Origin of the sequence: Methanococcus aeolicus Nankai-3 (genome assembly GCF_000017185.1) — an archaeon.
GTDB classification, from domain to species: Archaea; AGJL01; Methanococci; order Methanococcales; family Methanococcaceae; genus Methanofervidicoccus; species Methanofervidicoccus aeolicus.
The window spans coordinates 312,726-339,137 of the sequence record NC_009635.1 but is presented as its reverse complement, the minus strand read 5'-3'; the positions used below and the strand labels follow the sequence as shown (position 1 = coordinate 339,137).

The following is a 26,412-nucleotide window of genomic DNA, read 5'->3' as shown; positions in this document are numbered from 1 at the left end:
ATATATAGATTATAACCTCGGGATATTATGGATATTAATAATGATTTTATCGATTTTAACAATTTTAAAATGATTACAGATGTAAAGCAATATAAAAATAAATTAGTCATTGAGATAAACAAAAATTATGAAACAGCAGTTATATTGGATTACGATACTTATTTAGAAGACAATAAACTTTTTTTTAGCCATGATTTATTAAAAAACATTCATAAAAAACGAATAGAATCCTTAAAATCAGGCATATTAAATTTAATATCGATAAATGTATCCCAAAATTTAGTAAATAAATATACAAATAGAAAAACATACTATATTTCAGGGAGCTCCCAAATACCATTAATTGGGCATACGGCATTTGGTTTAATTGATAGGGGCACGAATATAATTCAAGTTAGAGGATTAAGTGGATGCAATATAAATTGTCCATTCTGTTCCGTAGATGAGGGAAAACACTCCAAAACAAGAAAAAACGATTATTATGTTGATATGGATTATTTAGTTGAGGAGTATAAAAAAATAGTTGAATTTAAAGGAAATAAACGAATTGAGGCACATCTTGATGGGCAAGGCGAACCATCTTTATATTATCCACTTCCGGAGTTAATTCAAAATTTAAATGAAATTAATAAAAAGGGAGACGGATTAGTATCTATGCAGTCAAATGGTGTAAATTTATCCTATAAATTAATAGATGAATTGGAAGAAGCTGGACTACATCGGATTAATCTGTCAATAAATGCCATAGATGAAATAAAAAGTAGAATGCTATCAGGTAGTAAAACATACGATATAAATAAAATATTGGATATTGCAGAATATATAAAAAACTCAAAAATACATTTGTTGGTAACATCTTTATTATTGCCAAATATAAATGATGAGGAATTTAAAAAAGTAATTGATTTTGCTGTGGAGTTAGAACAAAAAAATCCCCAAAATATAATAAATCCAATTACTAAAAAGAAAAACCCTATATTGGGAGTTCAGATGTGTTTATCTTATAAATTTGGTAGAAAAATTAAAAAAATGAAAAGCTGGAAATTAAATGCCTTCTACGAATTATTAAGGGAGTATGAGCAAGAATATAAAAATAAAGGCATAACTGTTAATCTTGATTTATCAAAATTTAAAGCATTTGGTACCCATAAAAGAAAAAAATTGCCAAGTCCATTTAAATTAAATGAGGTTGTAAAAACTAAGGTAGTTTTAGATGGTAGAGTAACTGGTGAAGTTATGGGGGTGGCAAAAAATAGGATAATTCAAATAATTAATATAAATAAAAATTACCAGAAATTAGAAGGAAAAACTGTAAATGTTAAAATAAATAGGGTGCAAGATAATATAATTGTAGGGCAAAAAATATAAATTGGGAGCTCCCAAAATTTATTATTTTATTCATTTGTGATATATCCTTTAATTGCACTTTTTGCGGCAATAGCGGGGGAGGATAAATATATTTCCGCTGTCGTATTTCCCATTCTTCCTTTGAAATTTCTATTTGTGGTGGCTAAACAAACTTCACCATCTCCTAAAACTCCTTGGTGGGCCCCCAAACAAGGACCGCATCCGGGGGTGCAAATTAAAGCTCCAGCATCTACAAAAATATCAATTAATCCTTCTTTTAATGCCTGTTTAAATATTGATTTTGAAGCAGGTATTACTATTAATCTAACATCATTATGAACCTTTTTTCCTTTTAAATATTTTGAGGCTATTCTTAAATCGTTCAACCTACCATTTGTGCATGAACCTATGAACACCTGATTTATGGGAGCTCCTTTTACTTCCGAAATATTTTTAACATTATCGGGATGGTGAGGGCATGCCACTTGCTCCTCCATGTCTGTAATATCTATATTTATAATTTTATAATAATTATCATTATCTATATTGTTCTCATCAATGGTTATTTGATTTTTTTTCAATTCTAATATTTTTTCTTCACTAATTCCTACATTTCTAAGGTAATTATATGTGGTTTCATCGGCTTCGATAAGCCCAACTTTTCCGCCCATTTCGATAGCCATATTGCTTAAAACCATTCTTTCGTCCATACTTAATTTTTTTATTGCTTCCCCGCCGTATTCAAGTGCCATGTAAGTAGCTCCACTTCGTCCAACTTCTTTACAAATTTTTAAAATAATATCTTTTCCAGTAATTTTATCATTTTCTCCATTAACATTTATTCTTATGGTTTTTGGAACTTTTAACCAAGTTTTTCCTGTTGCATATATATTCCCCATGTCGGTAGCCCCAAATCCTGTTGCAAATGCCCCAAATGCCCCATAGGTGCATGTGTGACTATCTCCACCAGCTATAACCATGTTTGGTTGTATATGTCCGTTTTCAGGTAGCACTTGATGGCATACGCCTTCACCATCCAAATAATGATTTATTATATTTTGTTCTTTTATAAATTCTCGTGTAATTTTTTGCATATTTGCGGCTTTTAATGTATTTGCTGGGACATTATGGTCAAATACTATGACTATTTTTTTATTGTCCCATACCTTATCGGTTATCTGTTTAAATGCCTTTGCAGATAATGGTGTTGTTCCATCATGAGTCATTGCTAAATCTATATCTATTTCTACAACATCTCCTGCTTTTACTTTTTTTCCTACTTTTTTTGATAATATTTCCTCTGCCAATGTCATATTTATCCTCGTTTATTTTGAATTTTAAATATTGTTAATTAATAGTTAAAGTCCTTATATATCCAATAAGAAAATCAAACCTATGGTTCGAGTCACAATCTTGATAGATTTGTTTAATCAATATCTTGCTGTGATGTTCGTCGATTCACTATATTCTATTTAATATTTACAGTATTTTATTATCATAAATAGTTCTTGAATATATCCCGTATTAGAATATCATATTTTCATTATAATTGACCTATAAAACAATATCATAATATTATATAAATTTTTATAAAATATATTTCTAAAAACCAACTTAATATATAATTAAATTAGTGTCCGTCGATTTATAATTTATGCCGATTCTAATTTTACAAATATTTTGCCATCTTTAAACACCCTAATTACTCCCCCGCTTTCAGATACCACTATTGCAATTGCCTTTGTATGTTTTGAGATAGCAGCAGCAGCATAATGTCTTGCACCCAATCCTGATGGAATTATAATATGTCCGCAGGTGCAATCAAGGTATCTTCCAGCAGAAACTACTTTGCCCTTTTCATTAATTATAAATGCCCCATCTATGGTAGATAGCTCTTTTATTGTTCCCTTTACTTTACTATCAAATATTATTGCATCATGATGTTCAAAAGGATTTAATATAAGCTGACTTGACATAGTTAAAACTTTTTCGGTATCGCCCACCACAAATATTGCCCCTACGGGTTGCCCTTCTCTCCCTTCAACCCCGAGCTCCATGGCAATATTCAATAATTCTGTGAGGACCCGACCCGTTGAAGCATCCAATGTGCCAACATATTGGTAAAATTTCAATATGGGACTTGATTTACCTACTTTATTTAATGAAATTGTATCTGTTCCGCCTATGACTTTTGGGATACCATATACAGAAACTATTAAATCATCTTTTTTTACAAGATTATTTTCCAATAGCTTTGCGATACATTGATTTATCATGATTGATTTATTTTTATTTCTAAAATTCATTAATATTGGTATTATTCCTTTTTCATTACATAATTTAAAATAGGTATCCTTATTGGGTGTGGCCATTATTACTTTTAAATTTTCTGATTTTTTTAATTGGAGCTCCTTAAATATTTCATAAGTCAGACCTGATTCAGTAAATATTATAAATATTTCGGCATTGGTATCAATAGCCAATTCATACCCATGTTTTAAAATCGATTTAGACCACATATTTTCCCATTTTTTATATTTATATTTACATTATAATTTCTTTACATTATTTTTTTAATTATTAAATATTATTTACCAAAGAACATGCAAAATAAGGATTTGCTACACAATGTTGATGTGCATATCCGCCCAATATCCTATTGTCTTTAATTATGCCATCTTTATTATTTATTATCCCTGTTCCTCTATTTATATCATATGCAAATGATTTTTCTTTTATATTTATTAATTTTGAATAGTGGAATTCATGTGCTTTAAATTCCGCTCCTTTTTTACCTACCATACAATCCGACATAAAAGTTGCTTTAACATAACTTAACCCCTGCACTCTATCTGTCATAATTGAATCACAGTCCAAAACCCCCGTCATTTTAATGCCATTTATTGAATTAGTTAAATACATTAAACCTCCACATTCGCCATATATTTTTCCATCAAAATTTTTAATACTTTCCATCATAGATTTATTTTTATTTAATTCATTGGCATAAATTTCAGGATATCCTCCGCCCAAATACAACACATCGCAATCTGGAATATATTCATCATTCAAAGGACTAAAAAACTTTATTTTTGCCCCATTATCCTCTAATGCTTTAAAATTATCCCAATAGTAGAAATTAAAAACTTCATCATATGCAACCCCTACTGTGCATTTATTTTTATTTAATTCATATAATTTGGTATGTTCTGTTGTATTTATTGTATTATTTGCCTCTGCCTCCTCTAATTCATATCTATTACTTAATTCAACTATTTTATCTAAATCAAGATGTTCTTCAACAACTTTTCCCCAAAGCTCCACATCATTATTAAGTTTTTCCCTATTTTCTGGGGTTGGAACAAGCCCCAAATGTCTTTGAGATACTTCAAGTTTTTCATCTCGCGGTAGAGCTCCGATAACTTCTATATCTGGAACATAATAATTTATAGCTTCTTTTAATTTTTTATAATGTTTTTCCCCCCTAATTTTATTAAATATTACTCCATCAATATTTACATCTGTGTCAAAGCTTTTAAACCCTTTTATAATTGCTGCGGCACTTCGTGTTAGGCTTCTTCCATCAACTATCAATATTGTGGAAGCATTTAATGATTTAGAGATTGAGGCCGTAGTTCCTATATCATTATATGGGGAAATACCTTCATATAGTCCCCTAACACCCTCTATAACACTTATATCGGCATTGCTATTTTTAGAATTTCTTTTAAATAACTCCATTATTTGGCCATCGTCCATAAAAAAAGAGTCCAAATTCCGACTTTGGTTTTTAGTGGCTGTTGTATGGTATGTTGGGTCAATGTAATCTGGTCCTATTTTATAGGGTTGAATTGTATATTTTTTTGAAAGTGCTTTCATTATCCCCGTGGATATTGTGGTCTTTCCAACCATTGAAGAAGTCCCTGCTAAAATTATTCTTTTAAAATCCATATATATCACTTTAAATTTAATTTTTTAAATTTTATACATATTTTAATAATAACAATAACTGCGATATAATAATATTAATAATTTCCGATATCGTAATAACAATATATTTGTATGTTCGGGAGCTCCCATACCAACAAATTCCCATACCAACAAATTCTATATTTCTCTGTATTCAATAGGTTTAAATTCACAAATATTATAAAACTTTTTTATGAACATATATAAAATAGACATCTAAAATAAATTATACAGTATGTTCAAGAACTTTTTGCAATAATAAAACATTATTATATGTAAAATATTACTGATATTTTAAATATATCTCCATGATTTTCTGACCTATGGGGGACAAACTTTTTGAACATACTAATAGTCAATAAGGACTTTTTGCATTAATGAAATATTTAACGAATAAGCTTTTCTCATTGACTATGCCCTATTGAAAATAAAAACGAAATCCAATAGTGGAAAAAGAGAAAAAAATTAATTAATTATTAATTTTATAGTTATTAATTATTATTTATTTTAATCCTAATTTTTCAAGAACTGGGTCGCAGGAAATAAAGTGTAAATCCAAAGCCACTTCTTCTGGTTTCATTCCCATAGCTAAACCTAATAACTGGGAGTAGTGTATAACTGGAACATTGTATTCTCTATCTAACTGCTCTTTGATGTCGATTTGTCCTCTATCAAACTGTAAATGACAGAATGGACATACTTCTGTAATACAATCCACACCAACAGCAAGCATGTTTTTAATTTTTGTTTCTGTAATTTCTAATGATGTTTTTAAATCTCTTGCTCTTACTCCACCACCAGCACCACAGCACATTTGTTTTTCCCTGTAATCCATGGATTTAGCTCCAATTGCTTCAACAAGTGCATCGAATGATTTTGGTCTTTCTGCCCCTTCAAGATGTTTTACATCTGTTGGTTTTAAGTAGTGGCAACCGTAATGAACACCAATGTTCAAATCAATCGGTTTTTCAACTTTTTCTGCAATGTTTTCAGCACCATAATCAAAGTATAAAACTTCTGGAAGGTGTCTTACTTTAATTGTTCCTTTAAATTCATATCCATATTTTGAAAGAGCTTTATTTACTTTTTCTCTTGCTATTTCATTTTCATGGAGTAAGTGGTTAGCTTCATACAATGAACCATAGCATCCATTGCAAATTGTTAAAACATCTAATTCTTTTTCTTCTGCTACACATAGGTTTCTTGCTGCCAATGTTAACCATGTTGGCATATCAAAAGAACCGAAAACTCCAGGCGCTGGACAGCATGATGCCTTTTCAAATGGGTTTAATTTTATTCCTAATTTATCTAATGCTTTATATGTCGCACTTTCAATACCCGGATATCTGTTTGGTGCAATACAACCTAAAAAGAATATAAATTCCATATCGTCCATCTTTTCACCATATATAAGATTATTATATAATATTTTAGTTATTGGTCATTATTATTTGTATTTATGCTGATTATTCACTCATATCGCTCCAATCCATTGGGGTGAGCTCCTGTAATTTTTTAGTTGTTGGGCATATTCCTACTTTTTCACATAATTTTAAATCTTCCATTATACCTCTCATTTCTTCAACTACTTCTGGATATTTATGAGTTGTAGGTGGAATTTCGGTTAATCCTATTTTCTTTCTTACTTCTTTTATTTCGTCATTTACTGGAACAGCATGTCCTGTAAGGAATACATATAAACAGGTTTTTCTGTGAGCTGTTGCTAAATATCCCATTTGAGCTGCAACATTTCTCATAGCCTTTATAATTTCTGTGATTTTAACATCTCTTGGACATCTTTCATAGCATGTGTAGCATGTTGTGCATTTCCAAAGGTCTTCGGTTTTTACATAGTCTCCCAATCCAAACATTGCTGACCTAATTAGCTGTCTTACCCTATATGCTGTAATTCTACCGCTTGGGCATCCTCCTGTGCATGTTCCGCACTGGTAGCATCTTTTAAAGGAACTTATTATATCTCCTTCCCCAATAGCTTCTCCTGCTTCAATTATTTTCTCCGTGAATTTTGGGTTTAAATCTGTTGATTTTATTGTCATATTTTCACCTTTTTATACTACTTTCGAAAATATCTATAATTAGTATTATCATATTTATATTGGAGCTCCGGAGCTCCCACTTCTATAATCATAATTAAAATTATGCTAGATAATTTTTAAACACATCCAAACAATTTTTTCGAAAGCACTGTATTTTATTGTGTTAAAAATTATATATATAAATAACAAACACAGCACTTTAATTATACAATTGTATAATACCATAAAAAGCAAAAGCATAAAAATATATATTAAAATAATCTATCATAATTAATAATGAAAAATATAATATAAAATTACTTTAATAAAAGAAAATGGAATAAAAAAATATTAATGATAATTAAATTATTAAAAAAATTAGTAAGGTAATATTATGTATGAAGGAGAAATTGCAATAGGACCTATTCATTCTGCAATATTGGAACCGCATAGATTAAGATTATTTATAGAAGACGAAATTATAAAAGATGCCGAGCTCACCATAGGGGTTAATCATAGAGGCATAGAGCGACTTATGGAAGGACTACCTCCTGAAAAAGCAACAATCCTAACTGAAAAAATTTGTGGAATATGTTCCCATATACATCTTTGGAGTGCTGTTAGGGTATGTGAGATAGGAAGCGATATAGAAGTTCCAGAGCGTGCAAACCACATAAGAGTAATAGTTGAAGAATTAGAAAGATTACACTCACATACGCTACTATTTGGGCATGCCTTTGAAATTCTTGGACATGAAACAATGTCAATGAGGGCATTCATGCTAAGAGAGCCAATAATGCAAACATTATTTGATATAAGTGGAAGTAGGGTTCAGTATTCATGCCCAATTATAGGAGGAATAAGACCAAGATGCGATATAAAAGACAGTCAGATTTCAGCATATCTTGAAAGAATGGAAAAATATGAAGATGCATTAAATAAAATAATTGGAAGGACCATTAACGACCCATTGTTAGTTTCTCGTATGAAAGATATTGGGGTTTTAGATAGGAAAACAGCGGCAAAATACCATGCTTTGGGACCGACTGCAAGGGGAAGTGGGATAAAAAGCGACATGAGAAAAATGGGCTATGTGCCTGAATATGACTGTTTTGAGTTCGATGAGATAATTCTTGATGATGGCGATGTATATGCAAGAGTAGCCGTTAGATTCTACGAATGTATTGAAAGTGTTAAAATAATAAAACAGGCATTAAAGGAGCTCCCAAGTCTCCCTGAAAAATTTTATAATCCAAATTATGAGATAAAGGAATTTAAACCGATAGATTGTTATACTGAGGCACAAAGAGGTCAGCAATATTATACATATGGAGTAGATAACGAAGGTAGAGTAAGACAGGCTAAGGTCAGGACTCCCACAGCTACAAATTTGGCATGTATGGAGGAAGTATTAAAAGATTATCATGTGTCCGATGCCGAGCTTATAGTGGCAAGTTGCGACCCCTGTTTTACCTGCACCGATAGATTGATAATATTGCGGGAACAGAATAATAAATAACACATAATACGATAACTAAAAAAATAACTAAAAAAAATAATGAAACTATGGCCAATAATTTATTAAAATTATATGTAAATTCAACATGCCCACTATGCAATATTTTAAAGAATATTTTGGAATATAATAATATTAAATTTGAATTAATAAATATAGAAGATATTGAAGAATCTGATTTAAATGAGGAATTTAAAGTCTTCAATAATATTGGAGATATTAAAAATATTGCATTTCCATCCATTGTACTGGGCAATGAGATAATTGTGGGCTACAACATAGAAAAATTAGAAAAACTATTAAATAAAAAATTGTTAAAGCCACCTGTTACCGAAAAATCATTTATTGATTTTGCAAAACATAACAAGCATAATAACGATAGTAATGATAAAAATAATCTGATAGAATATTATAATAAAGTTGAATTATTCAGTGAATATAGTGGCTATTATTTAAATCCTGATAAAGATTATGTTTTAAATGTGCTTAATACCCAGTTAAAGAATCAAGAAAACGGAATAAAATACTGCCCCTGCAAGCTCGGAAATGTGCCCTGCCCCTGCCCCGATGTAAAACATGAGATTAAAACATACGGGCATTGTTTTTGCGGACTTTATGTATCGAATGAATATATAGAAAATTGGAAAAAAATGGATACTCCATTAATGCTTTCTAACAGAAACATTAAAAAATATGAAGATATTCCAAATAATATCAATAGCCATTTTTTAAAAATTCATATATTATTTAACAAAGGTATGATTGAAGGAAATTCTAAATCTTCTGATTTAATTATTGAGGAGCTCCTTGATAAAACATATAGATTAAAAAATAGCGGATATGGGATTAAAAATGATATATTGATTAAATTCAAAGAAGATGAGGCACATAAAAACCTTCAATTGTGGTATAATGATTTTAATGACTATTATAACAATAAGAATAAGGTAGGGGACATTTTTAGCGATTATGAATTTGATATTGCAATAAATGTGCCAATAGAAGTTCCAGATGGAGAAAAAATAGAATATAACGGGCTAACTATAACCACAAACTACAACACTACACAATATCGTAGAAGATATTTAATTGAAGGAAATAATTTAAATATTATCAACGGAATTGACAATATAATTGTGTTGGAAGTTGTTGGACAAATGAATGAAATAATGAATGATTTATACTTAGAATATTCAAAAAAAGTAGAATCATTACAACAAGATATAAATCAGCTTGTAATAGATGTAAATATTGATAAAGAACATTCATTTGAAGAATATTTGTCGATGCTATCGATAAGTGTTAAAAATATATCTAACCTTCAAGAGAAACTTACAAAAAAATATAGTCTATTTGAATATTATATGGCGAAAAAATTAGACGACCAAAAATTTAAATCCTTTTTAGATTCAGCAGGATATAGTATGGAGTATAGGGAGCTCCTCAATGATTTCACACATTTATTGAATGAGCTCAGTATTATGAAAAATACCGTAAATGAATTAATAGGAATACTTGAAACAAATGTAAATATCTCCCAAAATAATAAAACCATAAATTTACAAAATGAAATACATAAAACGGCAAAAACTCAGTTAAATATGCATAGGGCGGTGGAGGGATTATATACAATCTTTGCAGCATTTTATTTTACAGAACTCGCCTTGATAGTTTTTGAAGGGCTAAATCATGCCCATATTGTAAAATATGATGCCTATGTTTTAGCATCATTTTTCGTTCCAGTTGCCATGCTTCTTGGAGTTGTAGTAAGTAAAAAATTAAAAAATAAATACGGTTAAATATTGACTATAAAATGGAGATAATATGAATTCAAAAATAAAAATAAAGGATGTAATGAATAATAAATTTATAAAACTTGCTCCTGAGTTAGTGGGCGGTGAAGCAGTTCAAATACTGTATAAAAATAGAAAGGCATATGCTCCAGTAGTTGAAGATGAAAAACTTGAGGGATGGGTTAATGCACTGGATTTATTGGTTGGATGCAAACACTCAAAAGTTGAAGATTTAATGTTTTTTGTAGATGAGATAAAGATATTAAATAAAGAAGATGAACTAACTGATGATTTAATAAATGAAATGATTAAAAATGAGGACATGGCCCATCCGGTCACAAACAATAATAATGAAGTTGTTGGGACATTATCTATTTTTGATATATTAAAATACATTCATAACATCAACAGGGGATAATATGAAAGAATTAAAACTTAAAATAGAAGGAATGAGTTGTAATATGTGTGTAAAAACCATAAAAAACTTATTATCTGAATTAGATGGTATAATTGAAGTAGATATAAACTTAGAAGATGGAATAGGCATTATAAAATATGATGAAAATAAAATAACTGAAAATAAAATATTAAATAATGAAGCTTTTGAGCTATATTCTGCTGAAAAAATATAATATAGTTTATTCTTTTTTTATTTTTTTAATTTAATTATATGATTTTTTCAGGTGATTGTTTATTTCTTCAATTATTGATAATCTATTACATATGCCATTATCAAAACTACAATCTCCGCATGCAAGACATACAAGATTTTCTTTTATACCTATGCCTATTGTATTTACTCCTGAAATAATTGTTTTATCATTAAAGTTATCGGAAATAGCCTTTAATCCAGCTCCGCATGCAAGCACAAGTATGGAATCAAAGGACCCATCTATGATATCCTCTGATAATTTTTGAACATCGCTATATCTGCATAACCCTTCGTCCAAAACCTCGGGCAAGTTTTCATTTTTAAATATTTTAAATCCATTTTTTGACAATATTTCTTTTATGTCTATTACTTCCTCTGGACCTCCTGTTTTACTGCTTTTTGCACATTTACCACAACCTATTACCATTAAACTATTTGCATCTTTTTCTATCAATTTCTTTTTAATTTCGTCTATCTCTTTTTTAATTGTTACAACGGACATAATATCACGAATATTTTTTATTAATTTAAATTAATTTATTTAATTAATCGTCTATATTTTTATTTAATTATTGTGCAATATCTAAACTTTCTTGTGGTGGTTTACATTTACACAATAATTCTCGATTTGGTGTTTTACATCTTTTACCGCACATTGGGTGGGGAGCTCCTTTATTAAATGAAATCCAGACTTCATCATTTATGCCATATTTTAATAAATTTCTTGTTGTTATTGCATAAAGTTCCATACCGCCAATATCCAACACCACCTTTAATACTGAGCCATTTGGAAATATATTTATAATTTTTCCTTTTATATTATTTTCCCCATTCTTTACATTATTTAATTTTATTTCTTCGGGATGTATGCACAAAGATATTTCTTTTTCTTTTTTTCTTTCAAATATTGGGTAATTATTAACCTTTATATTAAATGGAGCTTTTAAATTGGGATTATTTATGGTTATTATTACATCCTCCCCATCATATTCGAATATTCTTCCTTTTAATATATTCTTTACACCAACAAACTCTGCAACAAATTCATTTTTTGGATGATAAAATATATCATCAGGCTTTTCAATTTGTTGTATTATTCCATTATTCATTACTGCGACATTATCCCCCAATATCATGGCCTCGGTTAAATCATGAGTTACATAAATTCCCGTAACTCCAAGGGTGTTAAGTATGGTTTTTAACTCTTCCCTTAGCTTTTCTCTTAAAATGGGGTCCAAAGCACTTAATGGTTCATCAAGTAATAAAACATCAGGGTCTATAACCAAAGCCCTTGCTAGTGCAACCCTCTGTTTCTGACCTCCGCTCAACTGTGGAATTTTTTTATCTTTTAAATGGTCAATTTCAAGAATTTCCATTATTTCATTTATCTTAATATTAATTTCATTTTCGGGAACTTTTCTTAATTTTAAGCCAAATGCTATATTATCATAAACATTTTTATGGGGAAATAATGCATAATCTTGAAATACAAATCCCATATTTCTTTCTTTGGACGGAAAGTCATTAATTATATTATTGTTAATAATTATATTCCCGGAGTCTTGTTTTAATAATCCGGCAATAATTTTAAGAAGGGTGGTTTTTCCACAACCGCTAGGGCCTAACAAAACCATTATCTCGCCGTCATGCACCTGTAAGCTAACATTATTTAGAATATTCTGGTTCCCCATTTTTTTAGATACATTATCTATCTTTATCATACGCCTCATCTCTCTAAATTATTTAATAAAATTACTTTGACACACTCCCACGAATTTATTCTGGGGTTATTTAGTAGGGTTTAACCCTACAAAGGTGGTCAAGCCTCTGCCCCTCTTTTACAGGATTTTAGGACTACAATGTGCAACGACTACCATGGAATAATTTTAATTAATAATCTTTTTAAATAACGATATGATTTCATCGATTTTTCAAAGCTAATTCTTTTGAATAAAGTTAAGGTTCCAAAAGACATTATAATTAAAATTAAGGCCAATATATTTGCAACCTCCCTATTTCCACTTAATGCATTATTATATATTGCTATTGGTAATGTTTCCAAAAGCCCACATACCATTACAGTGGCCCCAAATTCGCCCACTGCTCTGGCATAGGTTAATATTGTTCCTGAAATAATGCCCGGTTTTGACATTGGTATAATTATTTCCTTAAATATTTCATATTCATCTGCCCCAAGAGTTTTTGCAGCATCAACTAATGAAGGCGAAATCTCTTGAAGGGATGTCCTAACTCCCCTTATCATAAATGGCAATGCAACAAATGTTTGGGCAACAATAATTGCAAATGTCGTGAACATTATTGTAATTCCCAATAAATGCAGTGGGTGTCCTATCAACCCATATCTTCCAAAAGTTATCAGGAGTAAATATCCTGCAACAGTTGGGGGCACTACAAGGGGAAGATTAACAATAGTATCCAACATATCTTTTAATGGAAATTTTTTATATGTAAGAATATATGCTAGAGGAATACCTATAAAAAGCGAAACTATTGTTGATGCAAGAGATGTTGTAATACTTAAAATTAATGGGTTTAGTACTAAATTATAATCGATAGATTGAAATGATGGATTTGAAAATATGTTGATTAATAATGCCAAAAGTGGTAGGATAATCAACACAACAAATCCTGTGATGCTAAATACCATTAGTAATTTAAATAATATTGCCTTCATATATTACCACTTCACACACGACCATGCATTATTTTGGGGTAATTACTACCATCTCGTTTTTTGCAAATATTGAATAATTCCCTATAAATTCTTCATTTTTAAGTATGTCCATATGTTTTAAACTTGCTGAGGCAAATACATCGGCTCCATTGGTCCCACCTACTGCGCCACCTTCTATCTTCTGCCTTAATGACCCAGAGCTTGCAAATGATAGTTTTACATTACATCCTGTTTTTTTCTCGAATTCGTCTGCAATTTCATTAAATGCATCAGTTAATGATGCTGCGGCATAAACTACAATTTCATCATTAATGCCACTGACTTCATAGGGTTTTGGGTTTTCCACAGGGCTTATAAATCCATATTTTGACAGTATATCTTGACCATCTTTTGAAAGAATAAATTTCACAAATTCTTCTGATGATTTTTTATTGTCACTATCTTTCAATACTGAAATTGGATATTCGGGAGTTACACTAACATCGTCCGGGATTTTGATAATATTTAATTTATCCTTTTCCATGAATGCATCAGTCCTATAAACAAATCCTGCATCCACTTCTTTTGAAACAACTTTGTCTAGAACTGCCCTAACATTAACTTCTTTTGAAACAATATTTTTTGTTATATTGTCTGCGAACTCAGGGTTTGATTTTTTTAGATTATCTAAAATTTTCATGGCATACTTTCCTGCGGGAACATGCTCGGGATTGCCTATTGATATACTTACGCCTTTATTCCCCAAATCTTCAAATTTATCTATTTTTATAGTTTGTGGACTATCTATACACCCTGAAAAAATAATGCTGCTCGAAAGGAGTAATGTTGATAATATGATGGATAATTTTATATTGTTCATAATTTTTCACCGTATATTAGGAAATATATTTCCTTATGAAATTATATTAATAGGAATATTATTTCCTATGTATTGCAAATATATAAAGTTTTCGGTAATTATAGTTTCATTGAAATAATATAAGCTTCATCAGCCCAATAATCCAATATATTATTTATTTCATTTGTTAGATGAAAACCACCTAAACGGTTTTTGTTATTCAAAAATCGCTTTGCTCGTTTATTTAATATTTTTTTCTTTGCCATAATTTTCAATCTATTTGTTGCATATTTCATTTCTTTCTCTGACATCAATGGGGCATTTATCAACATATTTATTGCTATTGCGTCAATCTCATCCATTTTATCACCATATTAATTAATATTAATTAATATTAATTACTTAACATATAATAAATTAATTAAACTTAGTTATTCATTTTTAATATATCTAATTTGTTCCTTATATCAAGACGAAAGATTTAAATACATACATAATTTATATTAAAATATATTAGAATATTTTATTTGGGATGTTATATGCGTATATAGTGAATGAAAATCGGCTTAGGGGGAAATATTATGAATGTTAAAATTAAAATATCCGGCATGACATGTGCAGTATGTGCCAAAACCATTGAAAAAGTGTTGAGCAAAACTGATGGGGTAAATAGCATCACCGTAAATCTTGTAGATGAAAGTGCAGAAGTGGATTTTAATCCAGATGTTATTTCGATTGAAGAAATCGGCAAAAAAATTGAAAAGCTTGGTTTTGATGTTGTTGGAATAGGAGAGGATGAAAATTTAGAGGATGTGGAAGAGCATAAAGAGTTAGAACTAAAAGATAAACTGCATAGGGTAATTGTAGGGGCTGTTTTTTCAGTAGTTTTATTCTCCATGATGTATATAAATATTCCATACAAGCCATATTTAGCTTTTTTACTGTCCTTACCGCCGTTGATATATGTTGCAATGCCAATATTTAAGGCAGGTTTTAACTCTCTAAAAACTAAATCATTAAATATGGATGTAATGTATTCAATGGGAATGGGTGTGGCATATTTGTCCGCCGTTATGGTAACTGCTGGGATTCTACCAAAGGAATTCATGTTCTACGATACTACAATAATGCTTGCCACTCTTTTAACACTTGGAAGATATTTAGAAGAACGGGCAAAGGGAAAGACTTCTGAGGCCATCAAAAAGCTTATGGGTTTAAAACCAAAAACTGCGAAGATAATTAAAGATGGTAAAGAGGTTGAAGTATTAATAGAAAATGTAAAAATAGGGGACATAATAGTTGTTAGACCGGGAGAAAAGATACCTGTTGATGCTGTTGTGGTTGAAGGGGAGAGTTATGTTGATGAGTCGATGATTACAGGAGAACCAGTTCCAAATTTAAAAAAATCAGGAGATAAAGTTATTGGAGGAACCATAAATACCAACGGAGCTCTGAGAATAAAAGCTGAAAAAGTGGGGAAGGATACTTTATTATCTCAAATTATAGAGCTCGTCAAAAATGCTCAGTCATCAAAACCAGAAATACAGGGTTTGGCCGATAAGGTTGTTAGCTATTTTATTCCAACAGTTTTAATAATAGCTTTAATATCTGCCACATATTGGCATTTTGTAAATGGATTTTTGTTTGCCACAACCATATTGATATCCGTTCTTGTGGTGGCCTGCCCCTGTGCATTGGGGCTTGCCACACCTACTGCAATAACTGTTGGAATTGGTAGGGGAGCTGAGCTCGGCATATTGATTAAAGATAGTAGGGTGTTTGATGTATCGGACAAATTAAATGCCATGATATTTGATAAAACCGGAACTATTACCATAGGGGAACCTGAGGTTATGGATATAATTACAGATATGGATACCAATGGATTTTTAAAGATGGTATCTATATTGGAAAGTAATTCAGAGCATCCCATTGCCAATGCCATAGTAAAAAAGGCTTTGGAGCAGAATTTAGATATTAGTAATAAAAAGGTTGAAAAATTTAGAGCAATTAGTGGAAAAGGTGTAATAGGATTTGTTGATGGTAAGGAAGTAGTCATTGGAAATAAATTATTTATTGAGGAATATATGGGAAATAACAAGAATAGCAATACAGATGATAAGGATAATAATAAGGATAATTATAATTATGAGAATATTGCCCAAAAACTTGAAAATGATGGGAAAACCACTTTGATTGTGGCAGTAGATGAAGAAATAAAGGGAGTTATTGGAATATCGGATAAAATAAAAGAGGATGCTAAGGAAACTATCGAAGCACTGAAAAATATGGGAATAAACACATATATGATTACAGGAGATAACGAAAAAACTGCAAAAATAATTGGTAAAAATGTGGGTATTGTAGAAAATAACATATTTGCCAATGTGCTACCAGATGAAAAAGCAAAAATTGTTGAAAAAATTAGAAACAATGTTAATGGATATGTGGGATTTGTAGGGGATGGTATAAATGATGCCCCTGCACTTTCAACAGCAGATGTGGGCGTGGCTATTGGAGGAGGGACAGATATAGCAATTGAAAGCGGAAATGTTGTTTTAATAAAAAATAGATTAAAGGATGTAGTTGGGTTTGTAAGACTCAGTAAAAGAATATTAAAACAGATAAAACTAAATATCTTCTGGGCATTTGCCTATAATTTAGCGTTAATTCCTGTGGCAGCTGGTGTTCTTTATCCATATGGTATAGTATTTAGACCTGAGCTCGCTGCATTTGCCATGACATTAAGTTCAATTACAGTTGTAAGTTTATCATTGTTGCTGAAAAGATACAACCCATATGCCAATGAAAAATAATAATTGATAATAAAAATAAAAAATGGTGAAATTATGGATAATTTAGAGCTCCACAACATACTTTTAAAAAATTATGGAATAAAAAAATATATTTCACCAAAAGAGATGAACATTACAGATAATAATTGTGAATATCTAGGAATTCCGAAAATGGTTCTTATGGAAAATGCTGGAAAATCCATCGCCGACGAAGTGGTAAATTATTTAGTTAAAAATAATAAAAATAAAATATTCGTATTTTGCGGACTTGGAAACAACGGTGGAGATGGATTTGTTGCGATTCGTCATTTAATAGGATACTGCGATTATATGGATAAAATCTCAAAATCCTCCGGATTTATACGATTTCCTTCGCTTCGCTCGGAAATAACCGTAATACTACTTGGAAAAGAAAAGGAAATAAAAACCTATGAATCAAAGGAAAATTTTAAGATTTTAAAAAATATCGGTGAGTTGGATTTTAGACTGAAAATAAAGGAAATGGCATGTCCAAATGAAATTTTAAAGGTAATTAAAAATATTAAAACAGAAAAGGAAAATGTAATAATTATAGATGCCATGCTGGGAACAGGTATTAAAGGGGAGCTCCGAGAACCATTTAAAACTGTGGTAAATGAATTAAATAATTTAAATAAATCAAATAATATAAAAATAATCTCCGTAGATACCGAAACTAAGGGATTAAACGGGGATTTAATAATTACATTCCACAAACATAAATTAGATAATGAGTTAAATAAAACCAATCTTAAAAAAATAGGCATTCCACCAATAGCAGAGCATATTGTTGGTTGGGGGGATTTAAAGGCATTATCTAAGATTAATCCAGATTCACATAAGGGAGATAATGGAAAGGTTTTGGTTGTTGGTGGCTCCAAGGAATTTTTCGGAGCTCCGATTTTATCTGCATTAGCATCTTCAAAAATAGTGGATTTGGTAACTGTTGCATCCGTTAAAAATACCATGGATGCTTTAAGAAACTATCCGGAATTAATGGGCTATGAAATTGAAGGGAATTATTTTGGAGAGGAACATATAAATGAAATTGTAGAGCTCTCTAAAAAATACAATGTTGTTATTTTGGGGAATGGATTAAGTGTAAATAACTCTACAAAAAAGTTTGTAAATGGATTTTTAATGGAAATGGATAAATTAAACAAAAAAGTTGTAATTGATGCAGATGCTATAAAGGTAATAGAGTATGAGAATTTTATTTTCAATGAGAATTTTATTTTCACACCACATAAAAAAGAATTTGAATATATGGGGCTTGATGTCAATAATATAAATAATATTTATGGGATACCTTGGAGCTCCACAATAGTTTTAAAGGGAAAATACGACTTAATATTTAATAAAAATAATATAAAAATAAACAAAACAGGAAACGCCGGTATGACTGTTGGGGGAACAGGAGATGCATTGTGTGGCATAATTGGAGCATTATTTTGCAAAAATGACGCCTTTATTTCGGGGTGTTGTGGTGCATTTATAAACGGATATGCAGGAGATTTATTGCTTAAAGAGAAGGGATATTATTATAATGTTATTGATATAATTGACAACATACCAATCGTTTTAGCATTATATGGATAGATATTAATTTAACCTAAGAGTAAATAAATTTTAAGATTTTTTTAGAATAAAGTTAAATATTTAATACATTTTTTAATTTTTTATAAATTTTAGATTGAAATATTATAAAAAAAAGTATAATTATATAATATAGAATAGTTACTATTTTTATAAACAGTAAAATAATATAAAATACATATTATTATATATTTTAACTTATTCCGCAAGAAGTCCCCTTCCGTAAGGGAGGGGATGAATTATGATAAAAACCTTCGGTTTTTATATATTTCCTTCGCTTCGCTCGGAAATGCGGGCAAAATATATAGTATAAACATAGTTATACCATATTTGTGATAATTATGAAATATAAACTTGATAAGGGTTGTCATTCAGTGTATTCTTTGCATTATCATCTTATTATTGTAGTTAAATACAGAAGAAAAATATTTTTATAAATGATAAAATAATAGATTTTCTTAAACAGAAGGTATATGAAATATCCCATAATTTTGAAGTAAGTATTGTTGCTATGGAGTGCGATGACGACCATATTCATATACACTATTCAAATCTAAACCTACATTGAATATTACTAAATACATAAATGCGTTAAAAACAATAACTTCACGGGAAATTAGGCGTAATTTTCCAGAAGTCAAAGAAAAACTATGGAAAAATGCACTATGGTCACCGTCGTATTTTCTGGCAACATCTGGACAAGTGACTCTCGATATGTTGAAAAAATATGTTGATGAACAACAGAGTAAATAATATGATGAGAACTTATAAGTTCAGGATTTACATATCCAAGAGTATCCAAGAAACAATAGAAGAGCACCTAAACATTTGTAGATACCTCTATAATTACCTTTTAGAACAAAAAACTAAAAATCCGAAACTAAACAAAGGGGATACTCAAAAATTAATCACAGAGCATAAAAAGGAGAATCCTGAACTTAAAAAAGTCCATTCCAAAGCCCTTCAAATGGTAAATAATAAACTTTGGGGCAATCTCAAAGCATTGGGAAAACTAAAACAGAATGGACATAAAGTAGGTAAATTAAGATTCAAATCATCTAAAAATCACTATAAAACGATAGAATACAATCAATCAGGTTTTAAGATAAAGGATAACAAACTTTACCTATCTAAAATAGGAGAAATTTCTATAAAACTACATAGAAAAATCAAAGGAGAAATTAAAGGAGTAATTATAAAAAAAGAATTAACAAACAAGTGGTTTGCTTTCTTTCAAGTGGAAGAAGAACCTAAACCACTACCTAAAACCAATAAGGTTGTAGGTATCGATTTAGGAATTGATGGTTATACCATCGATTCAGACGGAAACAAGTTTGAAAATCCCAAATTTATAGATGAAACATTAGATAAAATAAAGAAAGTCCAAAAGAACCTATCTCGAAAGGTTAGGGGTTCTAATAACTATAAAAAGACCAAATTAAAACTTATCAAGGTTTATGATAAACTAAATAATCAGAAAAATGATTTTCTACATAAATTATCAAGATACTACATAAACAATTATGATAAAATAGTTTTAGAGGATTTAAACATAAAATCAATGGTTGAAAACAAAAAAGGTCAGAAGACCTTAAACCGTCATATTCTTGATGGTTCTTGGAAAAAATTTATAAACTTACTTCTTTATAAGGCGGAAGGTGCTGGTAGAGAAGTAATACTCATAAATCCTGCCTATACTTCTAAAAAATGTTTCAACTGCGGTTGTGTAGTTAGTAGTTTAAGATTGTCTGATAGAATCTTTTTTTGTCCCAACTGCGGTTGGAAAATTGATAGGGATTACAACGCATCCTTGAATATATTAAAGTCAGGGCTAGGAGAGTCCGTTGTGCCTGCGGAGGGGAGACCTCTACTCAGAGTTATACCTTATATAAAGGTAATCTCTGGGCAAGTATCTCCTATGAATCAGGAAGCCTTGCCCGAAGGGCGAGGGCTACGAAAACCGAAAGGTTTTCGTTCAACCCCGTCCGTAAGGGAGGGGTAATTCACACTAATGCATATAAAACTATGATTATTTATTATTTAAGAGGGATTCAATGAATGATTGCCACTCAAAAGCAGATTTGCATATTCATTCTAAATATTCGGGATTAATGAAATATATGGGGCTGACATTTCCTGATTCTGTTGAAGAACCAAAAAACATTATTAGGAGTGCTAAAAAAAAAGGATTGGATATAATTGCCATCACTGACCATAATACCATAAGGGGAGGATTGGAAACTAAAAAACTTGAAAAAGAATATGGTGTAGAGGTAATTGTTGGAAGCGAAATAATGACAAAAGATGGGGAGCTCCTTGGATTATATTTAAATGAGGAAATTCCAAAAGGACTAACTGCTGAGGAAACTGTTGAAAAAATCCACGCGCAAGGAGGTTTAGCCATAGCTCCGCATCCATATAGTCCAATATGTCATGCATTGGGCGATAAAATATTTAATTTAAAATTAGATGGTGTTGAGGTATTTAACGCATACCATAGAGATGGAATTATAAATAATATAGCTTTAAAAAAGGTTGTTAATAATTATCACAAAAAACCTGTGGCATTTATCGGGAATAGCGATGGACATTTGGCAAAAATGGTAGGTAATGGATATACCATGTTTGAAGGAAATTCAAAAGAAGAGTTGTATAATTCCATAGTTAAAAGAAAAACATCTTTTGGGGGAGCTCCCACGCCATTACAGGAGATAATTCTTTGGAGCTATAAAATGGTTTATACCTCTGAAAAAAAAATTATAAAATCCATGATATCTAAAACTGAATTAGATATTGCACTTCATAAAAAACTTCTTGCAATACTTGGGGGGATTATATATGTCGCCACACCACTTCCAGTAGTTTCTGGTGTTTTAGGAAATATGTATCTTAAAAGAAAGGCAAAACATAAATTAAAAGAAGTAAATAAAAATATTGATAATATATAGGTGCATATTTAAATATATTATGATATTTGTTTATGATTGATCAGAAAATTAAATAAATTACGCAATATTATTTGACATTGTTTAACTTATTGGATACTTCAGTAGGATAGTTTCCTGTTAAGCAGGCAAAACATAAATCTTTTCTTCCTATGGCCTTTATTAATCCCTTTATACTTAAATAACCTAATGAATCAGCTGTTATATGCTCCCTTATTTCTTCAACCGTTTTGGAGCTCCCTATTAATTCTTCTTTTGTTGGCATATCTATACCATAAAAGCATGGTGAAATTATTTTTGGAGAACCTACTCTTAAATGAACTTCTTTTGCCCCTGCTTTTCTTACTAAGTCGATTAATCTTTGTGAAGTAGTCCCTCTGACTATACTATCATCTATTAAAACCACTTTTTTATCTTTAATAAGATGCTTTATGGGATTCAACTTTAATCTAACAGCTAAAACTCTGGCTTCCTGCGAGGGTATGATAAATGTTCTTCCCACATATCTATTTTTTATTAGGCCTTCATAATATGGAATATTGGCTTCCTCGGAATATCCCATAGCAGAGGTAATTCCAGAATCAGGAACTGGGACAACAATATCAGCATCGCAAGGGTGTTCTTTTGCAAGTATTTTTCCTATATTTCTCCTAACATCATATACATTAACTCCATCAATTATGGAATCAGGTCTTGCAAAATAAACATATTCAAACATACAGCTTGATGGCACTGGTTTTTCATTTTCAGGCATCATATTATATGATTCCATACCATTGCCATCTATTACTATAATTTCTCCTGGTTTCACATCTCTTATTAATTTTGCATTAATTACATCTAATCCACAGCTTTCAGAGGAAACATATAAGGAACCATCTTCATCTTTTCCTACACAAAGTGGTTTAAATCCGTTTGGACCTCTAACAGCTATAAGTTTATTATTGTGCATAATTATAATGGCATATGAACCGATTAATTCTTTTGAAATATTTGTCACTGCCTCAACAATATCGTCAGTTTTTAGGAGCTCCCTAACTAAAAGGTGGGCTATAACTTCTGAATCTGTTGAAGACATAAAAATATGCCCTAATTTTTCTAACTCAATTTTTAATTTATCGGAATTTACAATATCTCCATTATGGACTATTGAGAGAGAACCTATGGAGCTACTTACTACAAATGGCTGACAATTTTCAATACAGCTATCTCCTGTTGTGGAGTATCTAACATGACCAATACCAACAGAACCATGGAGCTCCGATAATATTTCATTTGTATATATTTCAGGAACTAAACCAAGGCCCTTGTAGGAATTAATTTTTTCCCCATCAAAGGTAGCTATGCCTGAACCTTCCTGCCCCCTATGCTGTAAAGCGTAAAGGCCATAATAAATTTTACTTGCAACATCATTATTTAAAAACGAATATATTCCAAAAATTCCACACATTGTTATCACTAATAATATTTTTAATATATATTATTCTAATATCTATAATATATATTTATAATTAATGAATGTTTCTAAAATTATGGCATGTTCGAAAAGTCAAATTCCTTCGAACTTGTAGATTAGCTAAACCAATGGACTATAAAATCTTTGGTTTTTATCATCTGTTCTCAGGGACAATATACAGGGAACTACCGAAGATTGATGATAAATAAAAATAAAATAAATAAAAATAAAGCCTAAATAACATATATGTTATATAATACATAGTATTGATTAAAAAAATAATAAATAAATATTAAATTTATTATTTATCTAACTCTTTGTCCATTTATTTTTTTGTTTTTCCATGCAAATGTCTTTAATCTTTTACTTGCTCCAAATCCACATGCTGAACATGCTTTTTTTCTAACATGGTATGATCTTCTTCCACATCTTCTACATATTATATGGTTTGAACCTTTGTTATGCTTACCTTGTGATGGCGTTCCTTTACTCATTTAATTCACCGTGTTTTAATTATATGATATAGATATATCTTTTTTATATTAATATAGTTTTATCCAATATATTGGTCATTTATAATGATATAAATAATACATTGTCTCCCCTTACTACAATGAGAGGATATTCTTTTTCTTCTCCATCGAATTTAGCATTTTCTAATGCAACATTTAAATGCAAATCATATGCTTTTAACCTACCTTTTACGGTTTGTCCGTCTTTTAATTTAACTAAAACATTAGTATTTATTGATTTGCCTAATGCATCCAATGGTCTTTGGTTGTCTATCATATTTACACCTCACGAAAATAAAAAAATATTGTGTGTTTTATTATATCGAAAGTTATTAGCTATTTCTAATATATAATACTTTTTATAGTTTCTGAATGTATATTATATATAAGTTTCTATTGGACATAATTATTACATATTCATGTTTGTTCTATGGCCATAAATATTATATTACAATATATTATATTTGCCATATTATATGGATTAAATCTTTGAACTGTATGGATATTTTTTATTATAATATATATGTCAGATGGAAAATTATGCCTTAATTACTGTTTAGTAGTATTATATGTGTCTTTAATTATTGTATATTTAAGAACATATATTGTCAATTAACCATAATTATTATAATTATTATATAATAATTTATATCATAAACAAATATTATTTATAGTTTATAATCCTATACATATTGAACATATGAAAGTATATTATGTATAATACGGGCATAATATATATCGGTGTGTTCAAAAAGTTTGTTCCAACTGGGTCGTCATGTATTTTGTATTACATTATATGATTGACCACAACACATATATAAATATTATAATCCTTTTCCTTTGGATTTATAGATTTTCAAGGAAAGAGTTTTTTCCGAGCACACTATACCGTTTATTAAAAACAAAATAATTTAAATAGAGGCAAATTATGGCAATGACATTAGCAGAAAAAATACTTGCAAAAGCATCAGGAAATAAAACAGTAGCTCCCGGAGACATAGTAATGGCCAAAATAGAAACGGCAATGGCTCATGATATTACTGGACCATTGACAGTGAATACATTAAAAAATGAAGGAATAGAAAAAGTATGGGATAATGAAGAGAAAATAACAATACTTTTCGACCACCAAATACCTGCGGATAGTATAACCGCAGCAGAAAACCATGCCCTTTTAAGAAAATTTGTAAAAGAACAAGGCATAAAAAACTTCTATGATATTAGAGAAGGAGTTTGCCATCAAGTTTTACCTGAAAAAGGACATGTTTTACCAGGAACCGTTGCAGTTGGAGCAGATTCCCACACTTGCACATATGGAGCATTTGGAACATTTGCAACAGGAATAGGAAGCACAGACATGGCAGCAGTATTTGCAACAGGAGAATTATGGTTTAAAGTACCTGAAACGCTATACTTTAATGTAAGTGGAAAATTAAACGATTTCGTTACCTCAAAAGATGTAATATTAAAAATAATTGGAGAAGTTGGATTTGATGGCGCAACTTACAAAGCAGCCCAGTATGGCGGTGAAACAGTTGAAGAGATGTCCATTTCTTCAAGAATGACCATGTCAAATATGGCCATTGAAATGGGTGCAAAAGCTGGACTTATAGAACCAGATGTAAAAACAACATATTTCATAAAAAGGGCTATGCAAAAGCACGGGACAACAAGACCATACACCGCACTAAAAGGAGACGAAGACGCTAAATTTGAAGAAACCTATGAAATAGAAGTAAATGACTTAGAACCATTATTCGCTTGCCCTCATGCTGTGGATAATGTAAAAACTGCAAGAGAAGTTGCTGGAAGACCTATTGACCAAGTATTTATCGGAAGTTGCACCAACGGAAGAGTTGAGGATTTAAGAGCTGCAATAAACATCATAGACCAGCATGGAGGTATAGCTGATGATGTTAGGGTTGTAGTCACCCCAGCTTCAAGAGAGGTAATGTTGGAGGCAATTAACGAAGGAATTATTCAAAAATTCTATGAATATGGCTGTGTCGTAACAAATCCGTCATGTTCTGCATGTATGGGGGCCCTCTATGGTATATTGGGACCTAATGAAGTTGGGGTTGCTACCTCAAATAGAAATTTCAGAGGAAGAGAAGGTTCATTGGAATCAGAAGTTTATTTGGCCTCACCAATCACAGCAGCAGCTTGTGCGGTTAAAGGGGAATTAATAGACCCAAGAGATTTATAAAAAAATAAATTTAATATCTTTATATTATTTTATATATT

General features: G+C 30.5%; 23 protein-coding genes and 1 pseudogene. 11 read left to right on the top strand and 13 right to left on the bottom strand.

The window, feature by feature from the left end; all coding sequences use genetic code 11:
- Positions 1-27: 27 nt before the first annotated feature.
- Positions 28-1,368: a radical SAM protein gene (locus MAEO_RS01555; protein ID WP_011973032.1), complete on the top strand. Its 1,341-nt coding sequence runs from the start codon at positions 28-30 to the stop codon at positions 1,366-1,368.
- Between the two features lie 26 nt (positions 1,369-1,394).
- Here the strand turns inward: MAEO_RS01555 and hacA are convergent, their stop codons facing one another.
- The 5 genes from hacA to hdrC form a co-directional block, all read right to left on the bottom strand.
- Positions 1,395-2,660, bottom strand: a complete 1,266-nt coding sequence (gene hacA / locus MAEO_RS01550) for a homoaconitase large subunit (protein WP_011973031.1) — start codon at positions 2,658-2,660, stop codon at positions 1,395-1,397.
- Positions 2,661-2,999: 339 nt separating this feature from the next.
- Positions 3,000-3,866 carry a diadenylate cyclase gene (locus MAEO_RS01545; protein WP_011973030.1) on the bottom strand — a complete coding sequence of 289 codons (867 nt, stop codon included), beginning with the start codon at positions 3,864-3,866 and terminating at the stop codon, positions 3,000-3,002.
- 61 nt (positions 3,867-3,927) lie between these two features.
- Positions 3,928-5,298: a Ni-sirohydrochlorin a,c-diamide synthase gene (gene cfbB, locus MAEO_RS01540; RefSeq protein ID WP_011973029.1), complete on the bottom strand. Its 1,371-nt coding sequence runs from the start codon at positions 5,296-5,298 to the stop codon at positions 3,928-3,930.
- A 520-nt stretch (positions 5,299-5,818) separates the two neighbouring features.
- Complete coding sequence (hdrB, locus tag MAEO_RS01535) at positions 5,819-6,712, bottom strand: CoB--CoM heterodisulfide reductase subunit B (RefSeq protein WP_011973028.1); 894 nt, start codon at positions 6,710-6,712, stop codon at positions 5,819-5,821.
- A gap of 70 nt (positions 6,713-6,782) precedes the next feature.
- A complete protein-coding gene (hdrC, locus tag MAEO_RS01530; RefSeq protein WP_011973027.1) occupies positions 6,783-7,373 on the bottom strand; it encodes a CoB--CoM heterodisulfide reductase subunit C in 591 nt (196 codons plus the stop codon).
- A gap of 373 nt (positions 7,374-7,746) precedes the next feature.
- Here hdrC and MAEO_RS01525 point away from each other — a divergent pair, with 373 nt between their 5' ends.
- The 4 genes from MAEO_RS01525 to MAEO_RS01510 are packed head-to-tail and all read left to right on the top strand — an operon-like array spanning position 7,747 to position 11,293.
- The gene (locus tag MAEO_RS01525) at positions 7,747-8,871 is read left to right on the top strand and encodes a hydrogenase large subunit (RefSeq protein WP_011973026.1); all 1,125 of its coding nucleotides are present in this window, start codon (positions 7,747-7,749) and stop codon (positions 8,869-8,871) included.
- Between the two features lie 47 nt (positions 8,872-8,918).
- On the top strand, positions 8,919-10,667 hold the full coding sequence (locus MAEO_RS07725; RefSeq protein WP_011973025.1) for a DUF3422 family protein: 1,749 nt from the start codon (positions 8,919-8,921) through the stop codon (positions 10,665-10,667).
- 25 nt (positions 10,668-10,692) lie between these two features.
- Positions 10,693-11,079, top strand: coding sequence for a CBS domain-containing protein (locus MAEO_RS01515; RefSeq protein WP_011973024.1), 387 nt, complete (start codon positions 10,693-10,695; stop codon positions 11,077-11,079).
- 1 nt (position 11,080) lies between these two features.
- On the top strand, positions 11,081-11,293 hold the full coding sequence (locus tag MAEO_RS01510) for a heavy-metal-associated domain-containing protein (protein ID WP_011973023.1): 213 nt from the start codon (positions 11,081-11,083) through the stop codon (positions 11,291-11,293).
- 30 nt (positions 11,294-11,323) lie between these two features.
- Here MAEO_RS01510 and MAEO_RS01505 read toward each other — a convergent pair whose 3' ends face one another.
- The 5 genes from MAEO_RS01505 to MAEO_RS01485 form a co-directional block, all read right to left on the bottom strand.
- On the bottom strand, positions 11,324-11,815 hold the full coding sequence (locus MAEO_RS01505) for a hypothetical protein (protein ID WP_011973022.1): 492 nt from the start codon (positions 11,813-11,815) through the stop codon (positions 11,324-11,326).
- Between the two features lie 67 nt (positions 11,816-11,882).
- Positions 11,883-13,034: an ABC transporter ATP-binding protein gene (locus MAEO_RS01500; protein WP_052287789.1), complete on the bottom strand. Its 1,152-nt coding sequence runs from the start codon at positions 13,032-13,034 to the stop codon at positions 11,883-11,885.
- A 149-nt stretch (positions 13,035-13,183) separates the two neighbouring features.
- Entirely contained in the window at positions 13,184-14,008 is an 825-nt protein-coding gene (modB, locus tag MAEO_RS01495) for a molybdate ABC transporter permease subunit (RefSeq protein ID WP_011973020.1), read from the bottom strand.
- 28 nt (positions 14,009-14,036) lie between these two features.
- Entirely contained in the window at positions 14,037-14,867 is an 831-nt protein-coding gene (gene modA / locus MAEO_RS01490) for a molybdate ABC transporter substrate-binding protein (RefSeq protein ID WP_011973019.1), read from the bottom strand.
- Between the two features lie 98 nt (positions 14,868-14,965).
- The gene (locus MAEO_RS01485; RefSeq protein ID WP_011973018.1) at positions 14,966-15,208 is read right to left on the bottom strand and encodes a hypothetical protein; all 243 of its coding nucleotides are present in this window, start codon (positions 15,206-15,208) and stop codon (positions 14,966-14,968) included.
- Between the two features lie 219 nt (positions 15,209-15,427).
- On the opposite strand from MAEO_RS01485, the gene MAEO_RS01480 reads away from it, so the two are divergent.
- The 5 genes and pseudogenes from MAEO_RS01480 to MAEO_RS01465 all read left to right on the top strand — a co-directional run bounded on the left by MAEO_RS01480 (position 15,428) and on the right by MAEO_RS01465 (position 22,203).
- Entirely contained in the window at positions 15,428-17,662 is a 2,235-nt protein-coding gene (locus tag MAEO_RS01480) for a heavy metal translocating P-type ATPase (protein ID WP_011973017.1), read from the top strand.
- 33 nt (positions 17,663-17,695) lie between these two features.
- Entirely contained in the window at positions 17,696-19,258 is a 1,563-nt protein-coding gene (locus tag MAEO_RS01475; RefSeq protein WP_011973016.1) for an NAD(P)H-hydrate dehydratase, read from the top strand.
- Between the two features lie 338 nt (positions 19,259-19,596).
- Positions 19,597-20,008, top strand: a pseudogene (tnpA, locus tag MAEO_RS08135) (IS200/IS605 family transposase).
- Position 20,009: 1 nt separating this feature from the next.
- Entirely contained in the window at positions 20,010-21,257 is a 1,248-nt protein-coding gene (locus MAEO_RS01470; RefSeq protein WP_157196815.1) for an RNA-guided endonuclease InsQ/TnpB family protein, read from the top strand.
- A gap of 52 nt (positions 21,258-21,309) precedes the next feature.
- Complete coding sequence (locus tag MAEO_RS01465) at positions 21,310-22,203, top strand: PHP domain-containing protein (protein WP_011973014.1); 894 nt, start codon at positions 21,310-21,312, stop codon at positions 22,201-22,203.
- 67 nt (positions 22,204-22,270) lie between these two features.
- On the opposite strand, the gene purF is transcribed toward MAEO_RS01465, so the two are convergent.
- From purF to MAEO_RS01450, 3 genes are all read right to left on the bottom strand, one after another.
- Entirely contained in the window at positions 22,271-23,650 is a 1,380-nt protein-coding gene (purF, locus tag MAEO_RS01460) for an amidophosphoribosyltransferase (RefSeq protein WP_011973013.1), read from the bottom strand.
- 311 nt (positions 23,651-23,961) lie between these two features.
- Positions 23,962-24,150: a 50S ribosomal protein L37e gene (locus tag MAEO_RS01455; RefSeq protein ID WP_011973012.1), complete on the bottom strand. Its 189-nt coding sequence runs from the start codon at positions 24,148-24,150 to the stop codon at positions 23,962-23,964.
- A gap of 79 nt (positions 24,151-24,229) precedes the next feature.
- Positions 24,230-24,445: an LSM domain-containing protein gene (locus MAEO_RS01450; protein WP_011973011.1), complete on the bottom strand. Its 216-nt coding sequence runs from the start codon at positions 24,443-24,445 to the stop codon at positions 24,230-24,232.
- Positions 24,446-25,096: 651 nt separating this feature from the next.
- On the opposite strand from MAEO_RS01450, the gene MAEO_RS01445 reads away from it, so the two are divergent.
- A complete protein-coding gene (locus tag MAEO_RS01445; RefSeq protein WP_011973010.1) occupies positions 25,097-26,374 on the top strand; it encodes a 3-isopropylmalate dehydratase large subunit in 1,278 nt (425 codons plus the stop codon).
- The last annotated feature ends 38 nt before the right edge of the window (positions 26,375-26,412 follow it).